The sequence below is a fragment of the Bradyrhizobium sp. BR 1432 genome (genome assembly GCF_051547705.1).
Classification (GTDB): Bacteria; Pseudomonadota; Alphaproteobacteria; order Rhizobiales; family Xanthobacteraceae; genus Bradyrhizobium; species Bradyrhizobium zhanjiangense.
On sequence record NZ_JBPUGF010000003.1, the window covers coordinates 5,511,388 to 5,527,874 of the forward strand.

A 16,487-nucleotide genomic window follows, 5' to 3' on the forward strand; every position below is an offset into this window, starting at 1 on the left:
ACTACCGCCACATCCCGCGCATCCTCGCCCCGATATCGATCTTCGGGCCCTGCGCCGCGGTGCGGGCCGCGCCGGCAGCGGCCTTCGGCCAGGCGGTGCGCTCGAACAGATAGACCAGCTGCTCCGGGATGAAGCGGGTGCGCGAGGCGTAGACGTGGCGGTCACCCTTGGCGGCCTGGCCGTGGACGAAGAAGCGCTGAGGAACGACGAGGTGGAGATCGTCCTTGGCGCGCGTCATCGCGACATAGAGCAGGCGGCGCTCCTCCTCGAGCTCGGCGCTGGTGCCGGCGCCGAGGTCGGACGGCATGCAGCCATCGACGACGTTGAGCACGAACACCGACTTCCATTCCTGGCCCTTGGCGGAATGGATGGTGGAGAGGATCAGGTAGTCCTCGTCGCGCAAGGGCGGACCGGATTTGTCGCTGGTCGCATCCGGGGGATCGAGCGTGAGCTCGGTCAAAAATTTCTCGCGCGAGGCATAGCCGCTCGCGATCTGCTCGAGCTGCATCAAATCGGCGCGCCGCGTCTCGGCGTCCTCGTGGATGCGGTCGAGATGCGGCTCGTACCACAGCCGCACGCGTTCGAGATCAACAGGCCATTCCGAGTAGCGCAAATTCTGGGTCGTGCGGACGAAGTCGGTCCAATCAACGCCGGCGCGAGCTGGCGCCGGGAGCAGGCCGAGCGCGGCGAGCGGATCGGTGCTTTCCGCCATCTGGTCGAGCACGCGCTGCGCGGTGGCGGGTCCGATGCCCGGCAACAGATGGAGGATGCGGAAACCCGCGACGCGGTCGCGCGGATTTTCCGCGAAGCGCAAGAGGGCCAGCACGTCCTTGACGTGAGCTGCGTCGAGGAATTTCAGCCCGCCGAACTTGACGAAGGGGATGTTGCGGCGGGTCAGCTCGATCTCCAGCGGGCCGGAATGCGAGGAAGTTCGGAACAGCACCGCCTGGTGCTTCAAGAGCGCGCCTTGCTCGCGATTGGCGAGCACCTGTTCGACGATGTAGCGGGCTTGGTCGGCCTCGTCGTGCACGGTGACGAGCTGCGGCTTGTGCGACGAGGTGCGGTCGGTCCAGAGGTTCTTGGTGAAGCGCTCACGCGCAAGGCCGATGACGCCGTTGGCTGCCGCCAGCACCGCTTGGGTCGAGCGGTAGTTGCGGTCGAGCGTGATCATCTCGGCGCGGGGCGAGAAGCTCTGCGGAAAATCCAGGATGTTGCGCACGGTGGCGGCGCGGAACGAATAGATCGACTGCGCGTCGTCGCCGACCACGGTGAGCCCGCGGCCATCAGGTTTCAGCGCCAGCAGGATCGAGGATTGCAGGCGGTTGGTGTCCTGGTATTCGTCGACCAGCACGTGATCGAAGCGGCCGCCGATCTCTTCCGCGATCAGCGCATCGCTCATCATCTGCGACCAGTAGAGGAGAAGATCGTCGTAATCGAGCACGTGCTGGGCCTGCTTGGCCTCGACATAAGCCGCGAACAGGCCTTTCAGCTCGGCGGCCCAACCGGCGCACCAGGGATAGTGCACCCCTAACACCTTCTCGATCTCCATCTCGGCATTGACGCAGCGCGAGTAGATCGACAGGCACGTGCCCTTGGCGGGGAAGCGGCTCTCGGTCTTCGACAACCCGCGCTCGTGCCGGACCAGGTTCATCAGGTCGGCGGAGTCCTCGCGGTCGTGGATGGTGAAGGCGGGATCGACGCCGATGCGCTCTGCATATTCGCGCAAGAGCCGCGCGCCGATGCCGTGGAAGGTGCCGGCCCAGGTGAGCGCATCGCGCATGATCGCGGCGTTGTTCTCGCCCAGCACTTTTCGGGCGATGCGTTCCACGCGGCCGGCCATCTCGGCCGCGGCGCGGCGGGAGAACGTCATCAACAGGATGCGGCGCGGATCGGCGCCGGCGACGATCAGATGCGCGACGCGGTGGGCGAGCGTGTTGGTCTTGCCGGAGCCGGCGCCGGCAATGACGAGCAGCGGGGCGCCCACGGTCGCGCCTTCGGCCACGCCATACTCGACGGCGCGGCGCTGCTCCGCATTGAGCGTGTCCAGATATGTCGCCACGAATCGCCCCGGTGAAAGGGGGAGAGTCGGCGATCCCGTCGCGAATCGCAATGCAGCTGGACGAAACCGGGTTTAGGATTTAGGGGGAAAGACGGCCCGAAGTTCCAGCCCGAGAAACGCGTCCCTGGCATGACCGAGCTCAAGCCCGACCAGTTCGAGATGCGGCGGCTGGAATCGCTCAGCAACACCATTTTTGGTGTCGCCATGACGCTGCTCGCCTACGACCTGCCCAAGGCCGCGGTGTTCACCAGTGCGCCCGGCTGGAGCGATCTTGCCCATGTCTATTCCGGCAAGCTCGCCGGCTTTGCGCTCAGCTTCATCATCGCCGGCGTGTTCTGGATCAGCCATCACCGGCGCCTGGCGCGCCAGCCGGTCGGCAGCCGCGGCGCGGTGATCCTGAATTTGTTCTTCCTGCTCTCGATCGTGCTGCTGCCGGTGACCAACGGTCTCTACACCAATTATGGCATGAGCAACGCGGTGGCGGTGCGCTACGGCCTGCACCTGACCGCGATCGCCGGCCTCAATGCCTGGCTGTGGTGGACCATCCTCGGCGGCTGGCGTCACGAGATCATGGCCTCGATGTTTCCGCTGCTCGTGTTCATTCCGGGCACGATCGTTGCCGCGTTCGCGCCGCATGTCGCGCCCTTCGTGTGGTTCATCGCCTTTGGCGGGCTCGTGATCCAGCGCTTCACCATCGCGCGAGCCGCGCCGGACGCGTAAGGCAGCACTCACCCCGATGTCGCGCCGAACCCGTCGGCCGGCACGTAAAGCTTGACCGGACGGATTTCGTAGACTGCCGTCGGGTTGACCGCACGCAGCTTCCGCGCCGCCGCGATCGCCTCATCCTCGCTGGCGCATTCCATCAGGTGAAAGCCCAGAAGCTGCTCCTTGGTCTCGGCAAATGGGCCGTCCAGCACCATGCCCGCGCCGGGGCCCCGCAAGGTGCGGGCCTTTCGGGTCTCGTCCAGACGGGCTGCCGGCCCAAACTGTCCGCTCGCCCTCAGGGGCGCCTGAACCTCGATGACTTTGGCGACGACCGCGGCGTCCTCCTCGGGCGTCCAGGACAAGACCTCGTCTTCCACGTGATAGGCCAGGATGGCGTACAGCATCGTCACCTCTTTTTCTACGCAAGCCCCAAGGACGTAGCACGGCAGCCCGTGCCGACAATCCCGAAGCAAAATATTGCGCGGCCGGCAAGCGACGAAACCGTCCTGAAACCCGATTGCGGCCGTGCCGTGTGAACGCCGCCGGAAGCGGTTGCGACTGATGACCACAAACAACAAGGTTATTGCTGGAGGCGGCTATGTCGGGTCACACCATCAAGATCATCTGCGACGCGCGTCGGGCGGGGCAATCGGAGCCGGCCGATCTGCACGACCAGGCCGGCCATCACCGCTATTACGGCAGCTCGGCCGAGAACGGCGGCGAGCGGATCGTGGAGAGCCGGCGCGGCAAACGCCCGCGTGCGTTCAACATCTGCGGCTTCTAAAGCCGTTGATGAGACCGTGGTTCAACATGGCCGTGCTGCAAATATCGATTGCGGCGATGCCGTTCCTGCTCTCGCTGGCGAGCCGGACCGGCAAGGCGATCGCGCCGTGCTTGCTTGCGAGCATCTTCACTGTGCTCCTCGGCGAGGAACCTCATCGCGCGGTCATGGCCTGGTGCGTCGGCATGCTGATCGCCGCCGTCGCCCTGCGCGAGCGGCTTCGCGCGAGCTGAGCCGGTGGGCGGTCTCGACCCTCGATTAGACAAATCGCAAAAGAAAAGGCGCGGCGGAGAGTGCCCCGTCGCGCCCGATTTCTTGCTCGCTGGTCCAGGGCTGAGAGCGCCCCGATGCCAAGCTTTGTCTAGAGCTTAGCGGGCGATCCCAGCGAGGTGACAGCGCTTGAGATAAGACACTGGATCACCTCCTTTCGTTGGTTTCGGGAGATTCCAATATAGGTTGTAAGGCCGCAGCTGTTAAGGGCAGGCCGATCGGCCGGAACCGAGGCCTGTTCGTAAGGCCGGCAAGCTGCGAAAAGTCACCGTCGCGGCAGTTGAGACCGCCGTCCGGCCGTGTTAGGGAGCCCTCGACGCGGGTGTAGCTCAATGGTAGAGCAGCAGCCTTCCAAGCTGAATACGAGGGTTCGATTCCCTTCACCCGCTCCAATGTTCTCAACAGCTTAGACGTTTCATTCCGACACGTCGCGCTTTGTCGACGACCATCGGCATTCGTCCCTGGGCCTTCGGCATGACGGCCACACATGTGGTCAAAGAAAACTATCGCTGTGGTCTGAGCAGGGGGCGCCACTGCCGGCATGTTCGATGACGTGGACGTGGCTCAGGCTCTTCGGTGGTTGAGGTATTGAAGAGCGAGCTTGATGAAATTGTGCACCACCATCGACGTCTCGTCCTCCCTGAACACCAGATACACATCGGCCATGGGCGGCGAGGGCCTGATCGGGCGGAAGACGATGTCGGTCGTTGTGAACCGCGCAATCGACCGCGGCACGAGTGCCACGCCAAAACCTGCGGCAATCAGACTTGGGATCGACTGGGCGTCGACGACTTGCTGGGAAACCTTTGGTAGAAAGCCGGCGTCGACACAGCACTTCTGCACGTAGCGGGCGAAATCGGAGCTGTCCGGATCCAGGACGACGTGATCCTCGGAGGCGAGATCACCGAGGGCGATGCGCTTGCGTTGCGCCAGCCGATGGCTGCGGGGCACGGCCAGAACGACCTCTTCGCGCCACGCCAGCTTGCTGGTCAGGTCGCGTTCGGCGGGAATGCCGCGAATGAGACAGATGTTGGTGGTACGGCCAAGGAGCGCGGCGATCTGCAGCGCCGGCGCCTGCTCATGCACGGTCATCTTGACCAATGGTGCGACCTTCCGGTAGGCCGCGAGCAGCTCGGCGAGACGCCCGCGCAAGATCGAGCCGGTCGCCCCGACATCCAGCGTTCCGACCAAGCCGGCGCCTATCGACCGGACCTCGTCTTCGGTGGCTTTGACCTGCTGCAGGATCGCGCGCCCCCGCACCAGCATGGCTTCTCCGGCCTGCGTCAACTCAACCCTGCGGCTGGTCCTGTAGAGGAGCTGGGTCCCGAGTTCGGCCTCGAGCGCCTGGACATGTTGGCTGAGCGGCGGCTGCGAGAGGTTCAGCCGTCGGGCGGCGAGGGTAAAGCTCCGCTCTTCGGCAACCGCGATGAAGTACCGGAGCTGGCGCAGATCCATAGCGAAAACCTATCAATCGTGTCGTTCTATATATTGGACTTGGCAACGAGGCTGGTCAACGAATGACCGGCGGAGACCTCTCGCGTGCTGCCGCGACCGAATGGCTCCATCCGCGGCGACTTCACGTCGCCGCCAACGATAAGTGTGGCGAAGGCTAAAGGCCGATCAAGCCAGACAAATGAAAGCCCAGCGAGCGAGGAAAGCCATGCCCAAGATTTTCAAGTCACTCTTCTTCCAGGTGGTCGTCGCACTTCTGGCCGGTATCGCTCTCGGCATGGCCTATCCGGATACTGCATTGCAGATGAAGCCCCTGGGCGACGGCTTCATCAAGCTGATCAAGATGCTGGTGCCGGTCATCGTGTTCTGCGTCGTGGTGCAGGGAATATCGGCGGCCGGCGACCTTTCAAAGGTTGGAAGGGTCGGCATTCGCTCGCTGCTCTATTTCGAGATCGTCACCACCATCGCCCTGATGTTCGGCATTGCGCTTGCTTATTATTTCCAGCCCGGCGCCGGAATGAACATCGATCCGAGGACGCTGGACGCCAAGGCGCTCAGCGGATTCAGCCAGACCGCGGCTCAGGTCGCCGGCGGCGGCGTCTCCGAATTCCTGATGAAACTCATCCCCTCGACCATCGTCGGTGCCTTCAGCTCCGGCGATGTTCTGCAGGTCCTGATCGTCTCGATCATGTTTGGCTGCGCCATGTCGTTGTGCGGCGAGCGCGCGAGGCCGGTGGTCGATTTCGTCGAGCGGGTGAACGAGATCATCTTCAAGATGATGAACTTCGTCGTCCGGCTCGCCCCGCTCGGCGTCTTCGGTGCGATCGCCTTCACTGTCGGCAAGTATGGCATCGGTTCGCTCAAGCAGCTCGGGGGACTCGTTGCCCTGTTCTATCTGGCAGTGTTCTTCTTCGTGGTCCTCGTGCTCGGCGCGATCATGCGCCTTTCGGGCTTCAGCCTGTTCAAGCTGCTCGTCTATCTGCGTGAAGAGCTGATGATCGTTCTCGGCACGGCCGCAGGCGACAGCGTGCTTCCGCAGACCATGCGTAAGCTCGAACAGCTCGGGATCAAGCGGTCGACGGTCGGTTTGGTCATCCCGACGGGGTACTCATTCAATCTGGATGCCTTCTCGATCTACTTGACCTTGGCGGCGGTCTTCATTGCCCAGGCGACGAACACACCGCTTGCCACGGGCGACCTCCTGGCGATCCTCGGCGTCGCGCTGCTCACTTCCAAGGGAGCTCATGGCGTCCCGGGCTCGGCCATTGTCGTTCTCGCGGCGACGCTGGCTGCCATTCCGGCCATCCCGGCGATCGGGCTGGTGCTGATCCTGTCGGTGGATTGGTTCATCGGCATCGCCCGCGCGCTCGGCAATTATGTCGGAAACTGCGTTGCAACGGTCGTCGTCGCCTCGTCGGGAGGGAGACCTCGATCGCGCGAAGGCGCATCGCATCCTCGATGGTGAGATCGTTCCTTCCAGCGAGGACGTGCAGATCGATCCGGCCGGCGCGAACGCTCCCGTCGCGGGTCTGCAGACGCTTTGAGCGCAGAGGCATTGGTTGACGATGGCGATACTCTCGATTGAGCCGTTGACGAGGCAAGCGTTCGCTCCGTTCGGAGATGTCGTCGAAACGGAAGGGTTGACGGCCCTGTCGATCAACCAGGGCTATGCCGAGCGCTACAACGAACTCGCCAATATCGATGTCGGCGCGGAAGGCGGACAAATCAACATCAGCTGGTTTGTCGCCTCTGCGCGGCCCGCGCCGATCGCCATTCGCATGATGGAGCGCCATCCACTTGGAAGCCAGCTGTTCATGCCCTTGAACGGAGGGGACTGGCTGGTCGTCGTCTGCACGGACCCGCACACACAATCGAGCTATCGGGCCTTCGCTGCCAATGGCAACCAAGGCGTGAACTATGCCCGAAACTGCTGGCACCACCCGCTTCTGGTTCTCAAGGAGCCAAGCTCGTTCCTCGTCGTCGATCGAAAGGGTGGTGGTGACAATCTCGAAGAATATTGGCTGGACGAGACGATGCAACTCGATCTCAGGACAGCCGCAAGCTGACCCGCTAACGTCCACGAGGCTTGATGATGTCATCGCAAACCTATCACATCCCCCAAGGGGGCCTTCCGCCCCAGACGGATCTTCTGAGTGGCCGGGCAGTCTTTACGAACGCCTACGCCGTCATCCCCAACGGCGTGCAGCGCGATATCGTCGTCAGCCACCTGCCGCACTGGGACGACACGCGCGTCTGGGTGCTGGCGCGACCGCTGTCCGGATTTGCCGAGACGTTCTCCCATTATCTCATGGAGGTCGCGCCGGGTGGAGGAAGTGAAGTTCCCGAGCCGGACAAAGACGCCGAGGGCGCGTTGTTCGTCGTGGGCGGCCAGTTGGTCCTCACATTGGCGGACAGGGAGCGCGAGCTCAGGCCCGGCGGCTTCGCCTATCTGCCACCCGGCTGCGCCTGGAGCATTCGCAACCGGGGGCAGAGCCCGGCACAGCTTCACTGGATCCGCAAGCTGTATCAGCGCGTGCCCGGATTGGCCGAGCCCGAGGCGATCGTGACCCATGCAGAACTCGGTTGAACCGGTAGCGATGCCGAGCACCGAGGGAAGGTGGGCAACCACGCGCTTCATCGATCCGTCCGACATGCGGCATGACATGCACATCAATATCGTCACGTTCGAGCCGGGTGCGACGATCCCCTTTGCAGAGACGCACGTCATGGAGCACGGATTATATGTCCTCGAGGGCAAGGCCGTGTACCGTCTTAACCGGGACTGGGTCGAGGTCGAGGCCGGAGACTATATGTGGCTGCGCGCCTTCTGCCCGCAGGCCTGCTACGCCGGCGGCCCCGGTCGGTTTCGCTATCTGCTTTACAAGGACGTCAACCGCCACATGAATCTGCGGCAGGGAGCTCCGCTGATCTAACTTCGAGTAGCGTTGGCTTCGGGTAGCGCCCGACAAATCCGGCCCGGACGGCCGGCTTCCACGCGGCGCGGCTGCCGACATGGAGGCGCGCCCGCACGATCGATCCGCCCAGGAACCATCACCGCAAGCACGAGTTGGCCGGTCGGGCAGGACGAAAGTCACACGAGGCCGACCGTGCAAGACGACGTGCGCGTGCGCTCCACGGCTCAGATCGCGGGTCATCCAATTCACCCAATGCTGGTGCCGATCCCGATCGTGTGCTTCATTGGGGCGCTGTTCACTGATATCGCCTATGTCGCGAGCGCCGAGATCATGTGGGCGGATTTTCCGCCTGGCTCCTGCTCGTCGGCGTCATCTTCGGCGTGCTCGCGGCCATCGCAGGCCTGACCGATTTCCTCGGCAACCGCCTGGTGCGGACGCAAGCGCCGGCCTGGCCGCATCTGATTGGCAACGCCGTGGCACTGGTCCTTGCGATCTTCAATACGATCGATTCACATGCGCGATGCCTGGACCTCGGTGTGGCCAACCGGGCTCGTGCTTTCGGCGCTGACCGTGCTGATCCTGCCCGTCACCGGCTGGCTCGGCTGGGCCATGGTCTATCGCCACGGTGTGGGAGTTGCGCGATGAAGTTCTCGATTGTCCGCGCGCTGTTGTGCACTTCGTTGCTGTGTCTGGCCGGCTGCAATGACGGCAGCGGCGATCCGAAGGCGCAAATCGGCGCCAATCCGACGCTGCCGGAGATCCAGCAATATCTGCTGCCGCCGGTCCACATCGCCCGCATTGTCGGCTGGAAGAAGGACGAGACGCCGACCGTTGCGCAGGGCTTGCAGGCCAAGGCGTTTGCGACCGGCTTGCAGCATCCGCGGTTCCTCTACGTGCTGCCCAACGGCGACGTGCTGGTGGCGGAATCCAAGGCGCCGAAGGGGGCCGCGATCAAGCGGCCCAAGGAGATCGTCATGGGATATATCGAGTCCTGGGCGACATCGGGCGGCGGCGATACCGGGCCGGGTAACCGCATCACGCTGCTGCGTGACAGCAACGGCGACGGCGTGCCTGACACGCAAAGTGTCTTCCTCGAGCATCTCAACTCGCCGTTCGGCGTCGCGCTGGTCGGCAACGATCTCTATGTCGCCAACACCGACGCGATCGTGAAATATCCCTACACCGAGGGCGATACCAAGATCACCGCGCCCGGCACGGTGCTGACGCCGCTGCCGGGCGGGCCGATCAATCATCATTGGACCAAGAGCCTGGTCGCGAGCCCCGACGGCTCAAGAACTCTATGCCGGCGTCGGCTCAAACAGCAACATCACCGAAAACGGCATGGAGGCCGAGCACAATCGTGCCGCGATCCTCGAAGTCGACCGTGCCAGCGGCCGCTGGCGCATCTTCGCAAACGGCCTGCGCAATCCGAACGGCCTCAGCTTCGAGCCGCAGACCGGTGCGCTGTGGACGGTGGTGAACGAGCGCGACGAGATCGGTCCCGATCTCGTGCCCGACTACATGACGTCGGTGAAGGACGGCGGCTTCTACGGCTGGCCTTACAGCTATTGGGGCCAGCACGTCGATCCCCGCGTCAAGCCGGAGCAGCCGGACCTCGTCGCCAAGGCGATCGTGCCGGACTACGCGCTGAGCTCGCATGTCGCCCCACTCGGGATGGCTTTCAACACCAGCACGAGTCTGCCGGCTGCCTATCGCAACGGCGCCTTCATCGGTGAGCACGGCAGTTGGAACCGGCAGGTGCTGAACGGCTACAAGGTCGTGTTCGTGCCGTTTGCGGACGGCAAGCCGAGCGGGCCGGCGCAGGACGTCGTGACCGGCTTCCTCAACAGCGACGATCAGGCGCGCGGACGTCCCGTCGGCGTCGCCATCGACAAGACCGGCGCGCTGCTGGTGGCCGACGACAGCGGCAACACGGTGTGGCGGGTGACGGCGGTGCGTCCGCAGCTGACGCAACGTTAAGCGCGCCGGCGCGTTATCGGGCGGACGGTCTCTGAACGCCAAGCCAGGAGTTGGACCATGGGCCTTGCTCAATATGCCATCGTGCCGGTGCAGGACGAATGGGGCGTGCTGCACGACGGCGACGTCAAGAGCAGATACGCCACCAAGGAAGCCGCGTTCGAATCGGCGGTTGCCGCGGCATCCCTGGCCCTTCGCGAGGGACATGAAGTCCATGTCAGCGTCCCTGGCCGCGAAGCCGGCGAGACTGCACTCGGTGTCTAGAGCGCCGCGACGCGGATAGCATTCGAGAGGAGGAGGCCAAGATGACCAAGCCTCGCGAGCAGAATGGCGTCGAGCCGCCGCTGTCCGAAGACGATATCCAGCGCGATCAGCTCGGCCCACGCGGCGTGCCCGGCGCGCCCGACCCGGCCAGGATGACGCCGCAACGCGACAAGAAGACGCCGAAGCATATCGAGCCCGGCCATACCGCGTGACGCGGCTCTGCGGCGGCTCATGATCTGACGATCAAACCGCCCGCGCCGCGCGGCAATCCCAACCGCAACCTCGGCACAGGCGTTGAAATCGAGACGGTCGGCTTCGATGCCGTCGGGCGTGCCGGCCGCCGGTCCCCGAGCATAGCCGCTGCCCGGGCGTTCGCCCGGCATAACATCATGTTAGGTTTATCGCATAACTGGGTAATTGTGTTAGCCCGGCGAAAGCCTATTGTCGCCCCCAATCAGACACCGACCGGCAGTGACAAGCGCTCGCGAAACTCCGCAGAGCGCCCGGAGATTGCTGCCCAATTTTCCAACGAAGCCCGCCAACGGGCCGTCAGCAAACCAGATTGGGAGGATTTTGAGATGGTCACGACGCGCGCGATCCATGACATGACTCAGTCCAGGAAGGCCGCCGCAAGCGGCTGGATCGGGTCGGCTCTCGAATATTATGACTTCTTCATCTACGCGACAGCCGCCTCGCTGATCTTCCCGCAGATTTTCTTCCCGTCGGATAATCCCACAGTCGCAATCGTCGCATCGCTTGCGACTTATGGCGTCGGCTACGTGGCCCGTCCGATCGGTGCCTTCGTCCTCGGACATTGGGGCGACACGCATGGCCGCAAGACCGTTCTCATCCTTTGCATGTTCCTGATGGGCCTCTCGACGATGGCGGTAGGTATCCTGCCGACGTATCAGCAGGCCGGCATCATGGCGCCGATCCTGCTCGTCATCCTGCGACTTGTGCAGGGATTTGCAGTGGCCGGTGAAATCTCCGGCGCGAGCTCGATGATTCTGGAGCACGCGCCGTTCGGTCGGCGCGGCTTTTATGCAAGCTTCGCGCTCCAGGGCGTGCAGGCCGGACAAATTCTCGCGGCAGCCGTCTTCCTGCCGCTGGCGGCCTATATGCCGACCGACGCCTTCAACAGCTGGGGCTGGCGGATTCCGTTCCTGCTCAGCTTCTTCGTCATCGTCGCCGGCTACATCATTCGCCGCGAAGTCGACGAAACGCCCGCTTTTGCCCGAGAGGACGAGCGGGGAGAAACGCCACGGGCTCCGATCGTCCAGGCCATCAAGCTGAGCTGGCCCGACATGCTGCGGGTCATCTGCATGGCGCTCATGAATGTCATTCCGGTCGTTGCGACTATCTTTGGAGCGGCCTACGCGGTCCAGTCGGCCTATGGCATCGGCTTTGCCAAGGACGTCTATCTGTGGATCCCGGTGCTCGGAAACATGCTGGCCGTGTTCGTCATTCCCTTCGTCGGCCATCTCTCCGACAAGGTCGGCCGCAAGCCCCCGATCATCGTGGGCGCGCTGCTCTCCGGCCTGCTCGCCTTCGGCTATCTCTATGCCATCAGCATCAGGAACGTGCCGCTCGCGATCCTCCTGTCGCTCCTGATGTGGGGCGTGGTCTATCAGGGCTACAACGCGATCTTCCCGAGCTTTTACCCGGAGCTCTTTCCGACGCGTACCCGTGTGTCGGCGATGGCGATCTCGCAGAACATCGGCACGACCATCACGGCATTGCTTCCCGCCCTGTTTGCGACCGTGGCTCCTCCCGGCTCGACCAACATTCCCTTGACGGTTGGGGCGATCGCCTTCGGCATCACTGTCATCGCGGCACTGGCGGCCGTCACGGCGCGCGAAACCTATCGGGTCAGCATCGACGATCTCGGTAATCCCCAGGCCGTTCCGATGGCGCGGGCCGACTATGAGCGGCAACGTGCGGCGGCAGCGGGCGGTGCCACCGCGATTCCGACCTGATCCGGACAGAACAAGGCCCTGCCGCTGCAATTGACGAAGGTTGCGGCGGCAGGGCTTCACGCATAGCGTGACTAACTACTCGAACTTTGTGCGCGCGAGCGCTGGAATCATGAGGTTGTTGGATGAACCCCGCTGTCGTTGCTGTCGCAATCACCGGCTCCGTTCCGCGCAAGAAGGACAATCCGGCGGTCCCGATCCGGCCGTCCGAGCAGATCGAATCGACGCAACAAGCCTTCGAGGCCGGCGCCACGCTTGCGCATATCCATGTTCGAAACGATGACGAGACGCCGTCCTCCGACCCCGAGCGATTTGCCCTGGTGCAGGAGGGGATCAGGAAGCATTGTCCGGGCATGATCGTCCAGTTCTCGACCGGCGGGCGGGGCCGCGATCCCTCGGCGCGCGGCTCAGCGCTTTATCTCAAGCCCGACATGGCCTCGCTCTCCACCGGATCAGTGAACTTTCCGACGATAGTTTACGAGAACAGCGCCGCGCTGGTCGAAACGCTCGCCACCAGCATGAAGGCGAATGGCATTTTGCCGGAAATCGAGATCTTCGATTTGTCGCATCTGCATGGCGCCCGCCGCCTGATCGAGGCGGGCCTGATCGACCAGCGTCCGCACGTGCAGTTCGTCATGGGCGTCAAGAACGCAATGCCGGCGGACGAACATGTCCTCGACATCCTGTTGGGAGAGCTCAGGCGGCTGATCCCGAAAGCAACCTGGACCGCAGCCGGAATCGGGCGCCATCAAGCCGAGGTCATGGGCTGGGCGCTCGCGCGGGGCGCCGACGCGGTTCGCACCGGGCTCGAGGACAATATCAGGATCGACAAGACGCGCCTGGCCGCCAGCAACGCAGAGCTGGTGGCCATCGCGGCCGAGGCTGTCGCACGGCACGGCCGGCGCGTCGCGACCGCGACTGAGGCGCGATCCTTGCTCGGGATCGCAGGGTAGGGGCGACCATCCACCGGTCGACATGCTCGCGGCTGCCTCCTGCCATTCGGCGGCCGGCGTTCCCGTGCGCCGAGTCTCCCGGTATGACGGGGGCACAGGCGCGATCTGCGCCTGCCGGGCAGGCGACGGTTGGAATGCGGTTCTTGAAATCTGACAGCAGGCTCATCGGGGTCCTGCTGGTGCTCGCGATCACGCAGCTGGTCGGATGGGGCACGATCGGGCTTCCCGCCATTATCGGGCGCGACCTTGCGGCGGATCTCGGCATGAGCCTGCCGGCGGTGTTCGCGGGAACATCCGTTCTCTATGTCTCGATGGGACTGTGCGCTCCCTGGCTCGCCAAGTCTTTTGCGCGGCATGGCGCGCGGACGGTCATGATGATCGGCACGGTCGTCACTGTGCCGGGCTTCGTGCTGCTGTCGCTGGCGCGCGAGCCGATGCTCTATTTCGCGGCCTGGATCGTGGTCGGCATCGCCGGCAGCGCCACCTTGTCGACCGGCGCCTATATCATGCTGAACGAGGTTGCCGGGCGGCAAGCCAAGAGCGCGATCGGCGCGCTCATGCTGGTGACGGGATTGTCCAACAGCATCTTCTGGCCGGCCACGTCGTTCCTGAGCGGCCACCTCGGCTGGCGCGGAACATGCCTCGTCTATGCCGCCACGTTGATCCTCGTTTCGCTTCCACTCTATGCGTTCGCGGCTCCGCGCCGGAAAGGCGCGGAAGGCGATGGCGGTGCGCCGGCCAAGCCTGAGGATGCGCCGCCAATTGCGCGGAGCACGTTCCGTCTCGTCGCTGCCGCGATCACCCTCAATGCCTTCGTCAATTTCGGCCTTTCCGCCATTCTCATCGAGCTGCTCCGGGCGGAGGGACTGGCGCCGGCCCAGGCCATCGCCTTCGGCTCGATGCTCGGTGTGATCCAGGTCAGCGCGCGCGGGCTGGATTTCCTCGGGGGCGGGCGATGGGACGGCATCACGACCGGCCTCGTCGCAGGCACGGCCTTGCCGGTGGCGATGCTGCTGCTGATGATGAGCGAGGGCACGACCTGGGCAGTCGCGGTCTTCATCCTGCTCTATGGCGCCGGCAGCGGCGCAATGGCGGTGGCGCGCGCGACCATCCCGCTGGTGTTCTACGACCAGGCCGCGTTCGCCAAGGCCATGTCGATGATCGCGCTGCCGCTCAATCTCGCATCCGCAATCTCGCCGCCGCTCCTCGTCGGCTTGCTCACGGAGTTCGGCAGCCGCGGCGCCCTCGGTCTCACCTTCGTCTGCTCCTGTGCGACCGTGCTGATCCTGGTCCTGCTCGGCCGCCGCCGGCCGCGAACTGTCGCCGCAGCCCTGACCTAAAACACAATATTCATGGCGCGGAATTCGACGTCCAGCCGCTCCTGCTGCCGGGCGGGGATGGCCGTATGCCGCCAATGCAGTGCTCGACGCCCGAAAATGGTGTATCCGCAAGGAGCGCGGCCAGAGCTTCGAGCCGCCGCGCCAAGATTCCAGTTCCCGGAGGAAATCGATATGTCGGCCTTGCCGCTTTCAGGCATCAAGATCCTTGACCTCACCCGCGTGCTCGCCGGGCCCTTGTCGGCCCAGATGCTGGGGGACCTGGGTGCCGAGGTCATCAAGATCGAGCGGCCGGGCACCGGCGACGACGCGCGCGCCTTCGGCCCGCCTTACCTCGCCGATCCCGAAGGCAAGGCGAACAACAACAACTCGTTCTACCTCTGCGCCAACCGCAACAAGAAGTCGGTCACGGTCAACATCGCCAAGCCGGAGGGGCAGGCGATCATCCGCGAGCTCGCCAAGGACGTCGACGTCTTCATGGAGAACTACAAGGTCGGCGATCTCAAGCGCTACGGCCTCGACTATAAATCGATCAAGGCGATCAATCCCGGCATCATCTATTGCTCGGTGACCGGCTTCGGCCAGACCGGCCCATACGCGCCGCGCGCCGGCTATGACGCGATCCTGCAGGCGATGGGCGGCCTGATGAGCGTCACCGGCCATATCGACGGCGAGCCGGGCGAGGGCCCGATGAAGGTCGGCCCCTCGATCGTCGACTACATGACCGGCATGAATTCATCGATCGGGATCTTCTCGGCGCTCTACCATCGCGACGCCAATGGCGGGGCGGGACAGCACATCGACGTCTGCCTGTTCGATACCGTGATTGCCTCGCTCAGCCACTGGCTCCAGATCTACCTCGTCAACGGCAGGACACCGCCGCGCCGCGGCACCTGGGGCAATGGCGGCATGCCGGCCGGCGTGTTCCGCTGCACCGACGGCGAGCTGATGCTGGTGGTCGGCAATGACGGCCAGTTCCAGCGCACCTGCGCCGTGCTCGGCGAGCCCGAGCTCGCCAGCGACAAGCGCTTCATCAAGAACAACGACCGCGTCGTGCACGGCAAGGAGATCATGGCGATCTTCGCCGGTCTGTTCCTGAAGAAGCCGGTGGCCTATTGGCTGGAAAAGCTCGAGGAGGCCGGCGTGCCCTCAGGGCCGATCAACAATTTCGAGCAGGTGTTTTCCGATCCGCACGTCCAGTCGCGCGGCATGCGGGTGAAGGTCAACCATCCCTTCGAGCCCGATCTGTCGCTGGTCCGCAACGCGCTCGACTTTGTCCGAGACCCCGATCAAGGACTACCGCGCGCCGCCGCTTCTGGGCGAGCACACCCAGGAGGTCCTCACCGGCAAGCTCGGCTATGATGCCGGCAAGATCGAGACGCTGAAGCAGCAGGGCATCATTTAGCGCGCTTACCCTCCGGGGGTGCGGCGGTCGCGACCGCGGATGAGGCCCGTGCGATGCTCAGGCTTGCCTGAAGCTTGCCCGCAATCCCCAGATAATCCCGGTCCGTAGTCGCACAGGCTTTCGCTGCGCGCCCGATTCTGATCCGATCTCTCCACTTGAGCGGGAGGGAAGCGAATGTCCTACACGATCGGGTTCCAGGCCAAGAACCAGAAGGGAATTCTGGCGACCGAGGCGGCGACCGCAAATCAGGCCGTCGCCATCATTGCCGCGCTGCGGCAAAGTTCCGATGAGATCAAGTTCATCCGTTCGCCCCAGGAAGGCGAGATGGGCATCGAGATGCTGCTGCTGCTCGCCAAGGAAGAGGCCGAGGAGATGCCGCAGCGGGTCTAGAGTCCG

Annotated in this window: 14 protein-coding genes, 1 tRNA gene and 4 pseudogenes; 16 read left to right on the forward strand and 3 right to left on the reverse strand. The window is 64.1% G+C overall.

The genetic code is table 11. The features are described 5' to 3' along the window. Position 1 precedes the first annotated feature (1 nt). Positions 2-2,059: an ATP-dependent helicase gene (locus ACSKB8_RS26510; RefSeq protein ID WP_438107425.1), complete on the reverse strand. Its 2,058-nt coding sequence runs from the start codon at positions 2,057-2,059 to the stop codon at positions 2-4. A gap of 129 nt (positions 2,060-2,188) precedes the next feature. Here ACSKB8_RS26510 and ACSKB8_RS26515 point away from each other — a divergent pair, with 129 nt between their 5' ends. After that, entirely contained in the window at positions 2,189-2,779 is a 591-nt protein-coding gene (locus ACSKB8_RS26515; RefSeq protein ID WP_438107427.1) for a TMEM175 family protein, read from the forward strand. Between the two features lie 8 nt (positions 2,780-2,787). Here the strand turns inward: ACSKB8_RS26515 and ACSKB8_RS26520 are convergent, their stop codons facing one another. Then, positions 2,788-3,168, reverse strand: a complete 381-nt coding sequence (locus ACSKB8_RS26520; RefSeq protein ID WP_438107428.1) for a YciI family protein — start codon at positions 3,166-3,168, stop codon at positions 2,788-2,790. A 194-nt stretch (positions 3,169-3,362) separates the two neighbouring features. Between ACSKB8_RS26520 and ACSKB8_RS26525 the strand changes: the two genes are divergently transcribed. The 3 genes from ACSKB8_RS26525 to ACSKB8_RS26535 all read left to right on the forward strand — a co-directional run bounded on the left by ACSKB8_RS26525 (position 3,363) and on the right by ACSKB8_RS26535 (position 4,207). Continuing rightward, complete coding sequence (locus ACSKB8_RS26525; protein ID WP_438107430.1) at positions 3,363-3,548, forward strand: hypothetical protein; 186 nt, start codon at positions 3,363-3,365, stop codon at positions 3,546-3,548. Positions 3,549-3,574: 26 nt separating this feature from the next. Then, positions 3,575-3,778 carry a hypothetical protein gene (locus ACSKB8_RS26530; protein ID WP_438110684.1) on the forward strand — a complete coding sequence of 68 codons (204 nt, stop codon included), beginning with the start codon at positions 3,575-3,577 and terminating at the stop codon, positions 3,776-3,778. Positions 3,779-4,133: 355 nt separating this feature from the next. Continuing rightward, positions 4,134-4,207: transfer RNA gene (locus tag ACSKB8_RS26535), tRNA-Gly, on the forward strand. 172 nt (positions 4,208-4,379) lie between these two features. Here the strand turns inward: ACSKB8_RS26535 and ACSKB8_RS26540 are convergent. After that, positions 4,380-5,270: a LysR substrate-binding domain-containing protein gene (locus tag ACSKB8_RS26540; RefSeq protein WP_438107432.1), complete on the reverse strand. Its 891-nt coding sequence runs from the start codon at positions 5,268-5,270 to the stop codon at positions 4,380-4,382. 205 nt (positions 5,271-5,475) lie between these two features. On the opposite strand from ACSKB8_RS26540, the gene dctA reads away from it, so the two are divergent. The 12 genes and pseudogenes from dctA to ACSKB8_RS26600 all read left to right on the forward strand — a co-directional run bounded on the left by dctA (position 5,476) and on the right by ACSKB8_RS26600 (position 16,481). Continuing rightward, on the forward strand, positions 5,476-6,732 hold the full coding sequence (gene dctA, locus ACSKB8_RS26545; protein ID WP_438107434.1) for a C4-dicarboxylate transporter DctA: 1,257 nt from the start codon (positions 5,476-5,478) through the stop codon (positions 6,730-6,732). Positions 6,733-6,832: 100 nt separating this feature from the next. Then, on the forward strand, positions 6,833-7,333 hold the full coding sequence (locus ACSKB8_RS26550) for an ureidoglycolate lyase (RefSeq protein ID WP_438107435.1): 501 nt from the start codon (positions 6,833-6,835) through the stop codon (positions 7,331-7,333). Between the two features lie 26 nt (positions 7,334-7,359). Beyond that, positions 7,360-8,200 (forward strand): annotated as a pseudogene (locus ACSKB8_RS26555) (bifunctional allantoicase/(S)-ureidoglycine aminohydrolase). 174 nt (positions 8,201-8,374) lie between these two features. Continuing rightward, positions 8,375-8,827: pseudogene (locus ACSKB8_RS26560) on the forward strand (DUF2231 domain-containing protein). Then, positions 8,824-10,162 (forward strand): annotated as a pseudogene (locus ACSKB8_RS26565) (PQQ-dependent sugar dehydrogenase). The pseudogenes ACSKB8_RS26560 and ACSKB8_RS26565 overlap by 4 nt, the downstream one beginning before the upstream one ends. A gap of 57 nt (positions 10,163-10,219) precedes the next feature. After that, a complete protein-coding gene (locus ACSKB8_RS26570; RefSeq protein WP_091889217.1) occupies positions 10,220-10,423 on the forward strand; it encodes a hypothetical protein in 204 nt (67 codons plus the stop codon). 41 nt (positions 10,424-10,464) lie between these two features. Further along, positions 10,465-10,635: a hypothetical protein gene (locus ACSKB8_RS26575; protein WP_164934807.1), complete on the forward strand. Its 171-nt coding sequence runs from the start codon at positions 10,465-10,467 to the stop codon at positions 10,633-10,635. Positions 10,636-11,001: 366 nt separating this feature from the next. Then, positions 11,002-12,399, forward strand: coding sequence for an MFS transporter (locus tag ACSKB8_RS26580; protein ID WP_438107437.1), 1,398 nt, complete (start codon positions 11,002-11,004; stop codon positions 12,397-12,399). A 122-nt stretch (positions 12,400-12,521) separates the two neighbouring features. Beyond that, on the forward strand, positions 12,522-13,349 hold the full coding sequence (locus ACSKB8_RS26585; RefSeq protein WP_438107438.1) for a 3-keto-5-aminohexanoate cleavage protein: 828 nt from the start codon (positions 12,522-12,524) through the stop codon (positions 13,347-13,349). A 134-nt stretch (positions 13,350-13,483) separates the two neighbouring features. Beyond that, complete coding sequence (locus ACSKB8_RS26590; protein WP_438107440.1) at positions 13,484-14,689, forward strand: MFS transporter; 1,206 nt, start codon at positions 13,484-13,486, stop codon at positions 14,687-14,689. Between the two features lie 171 nt (positions 14,690-14,860). Next, positions 14,861-16,091, forward strand: a pseudogene (locus tag ACSKB8_RS26595) (CaiB/BaiF CoA transferase family protein). A gap of 174 nt (positions 16,092-16,265) precedes the next feature. Further along, positions 16,266-16,481, forward strand: a complete 216-nt coding sequence (locus ACSKB8_RS26600) for a hypothetical protein (protein WP_091889205.1) — start codon at positions 16,266-16,268, stop codon at positions 16,479-16,481. The last annotated feature ends 6 nt before the right edge of the window (positions 16,482-16,487 follow it).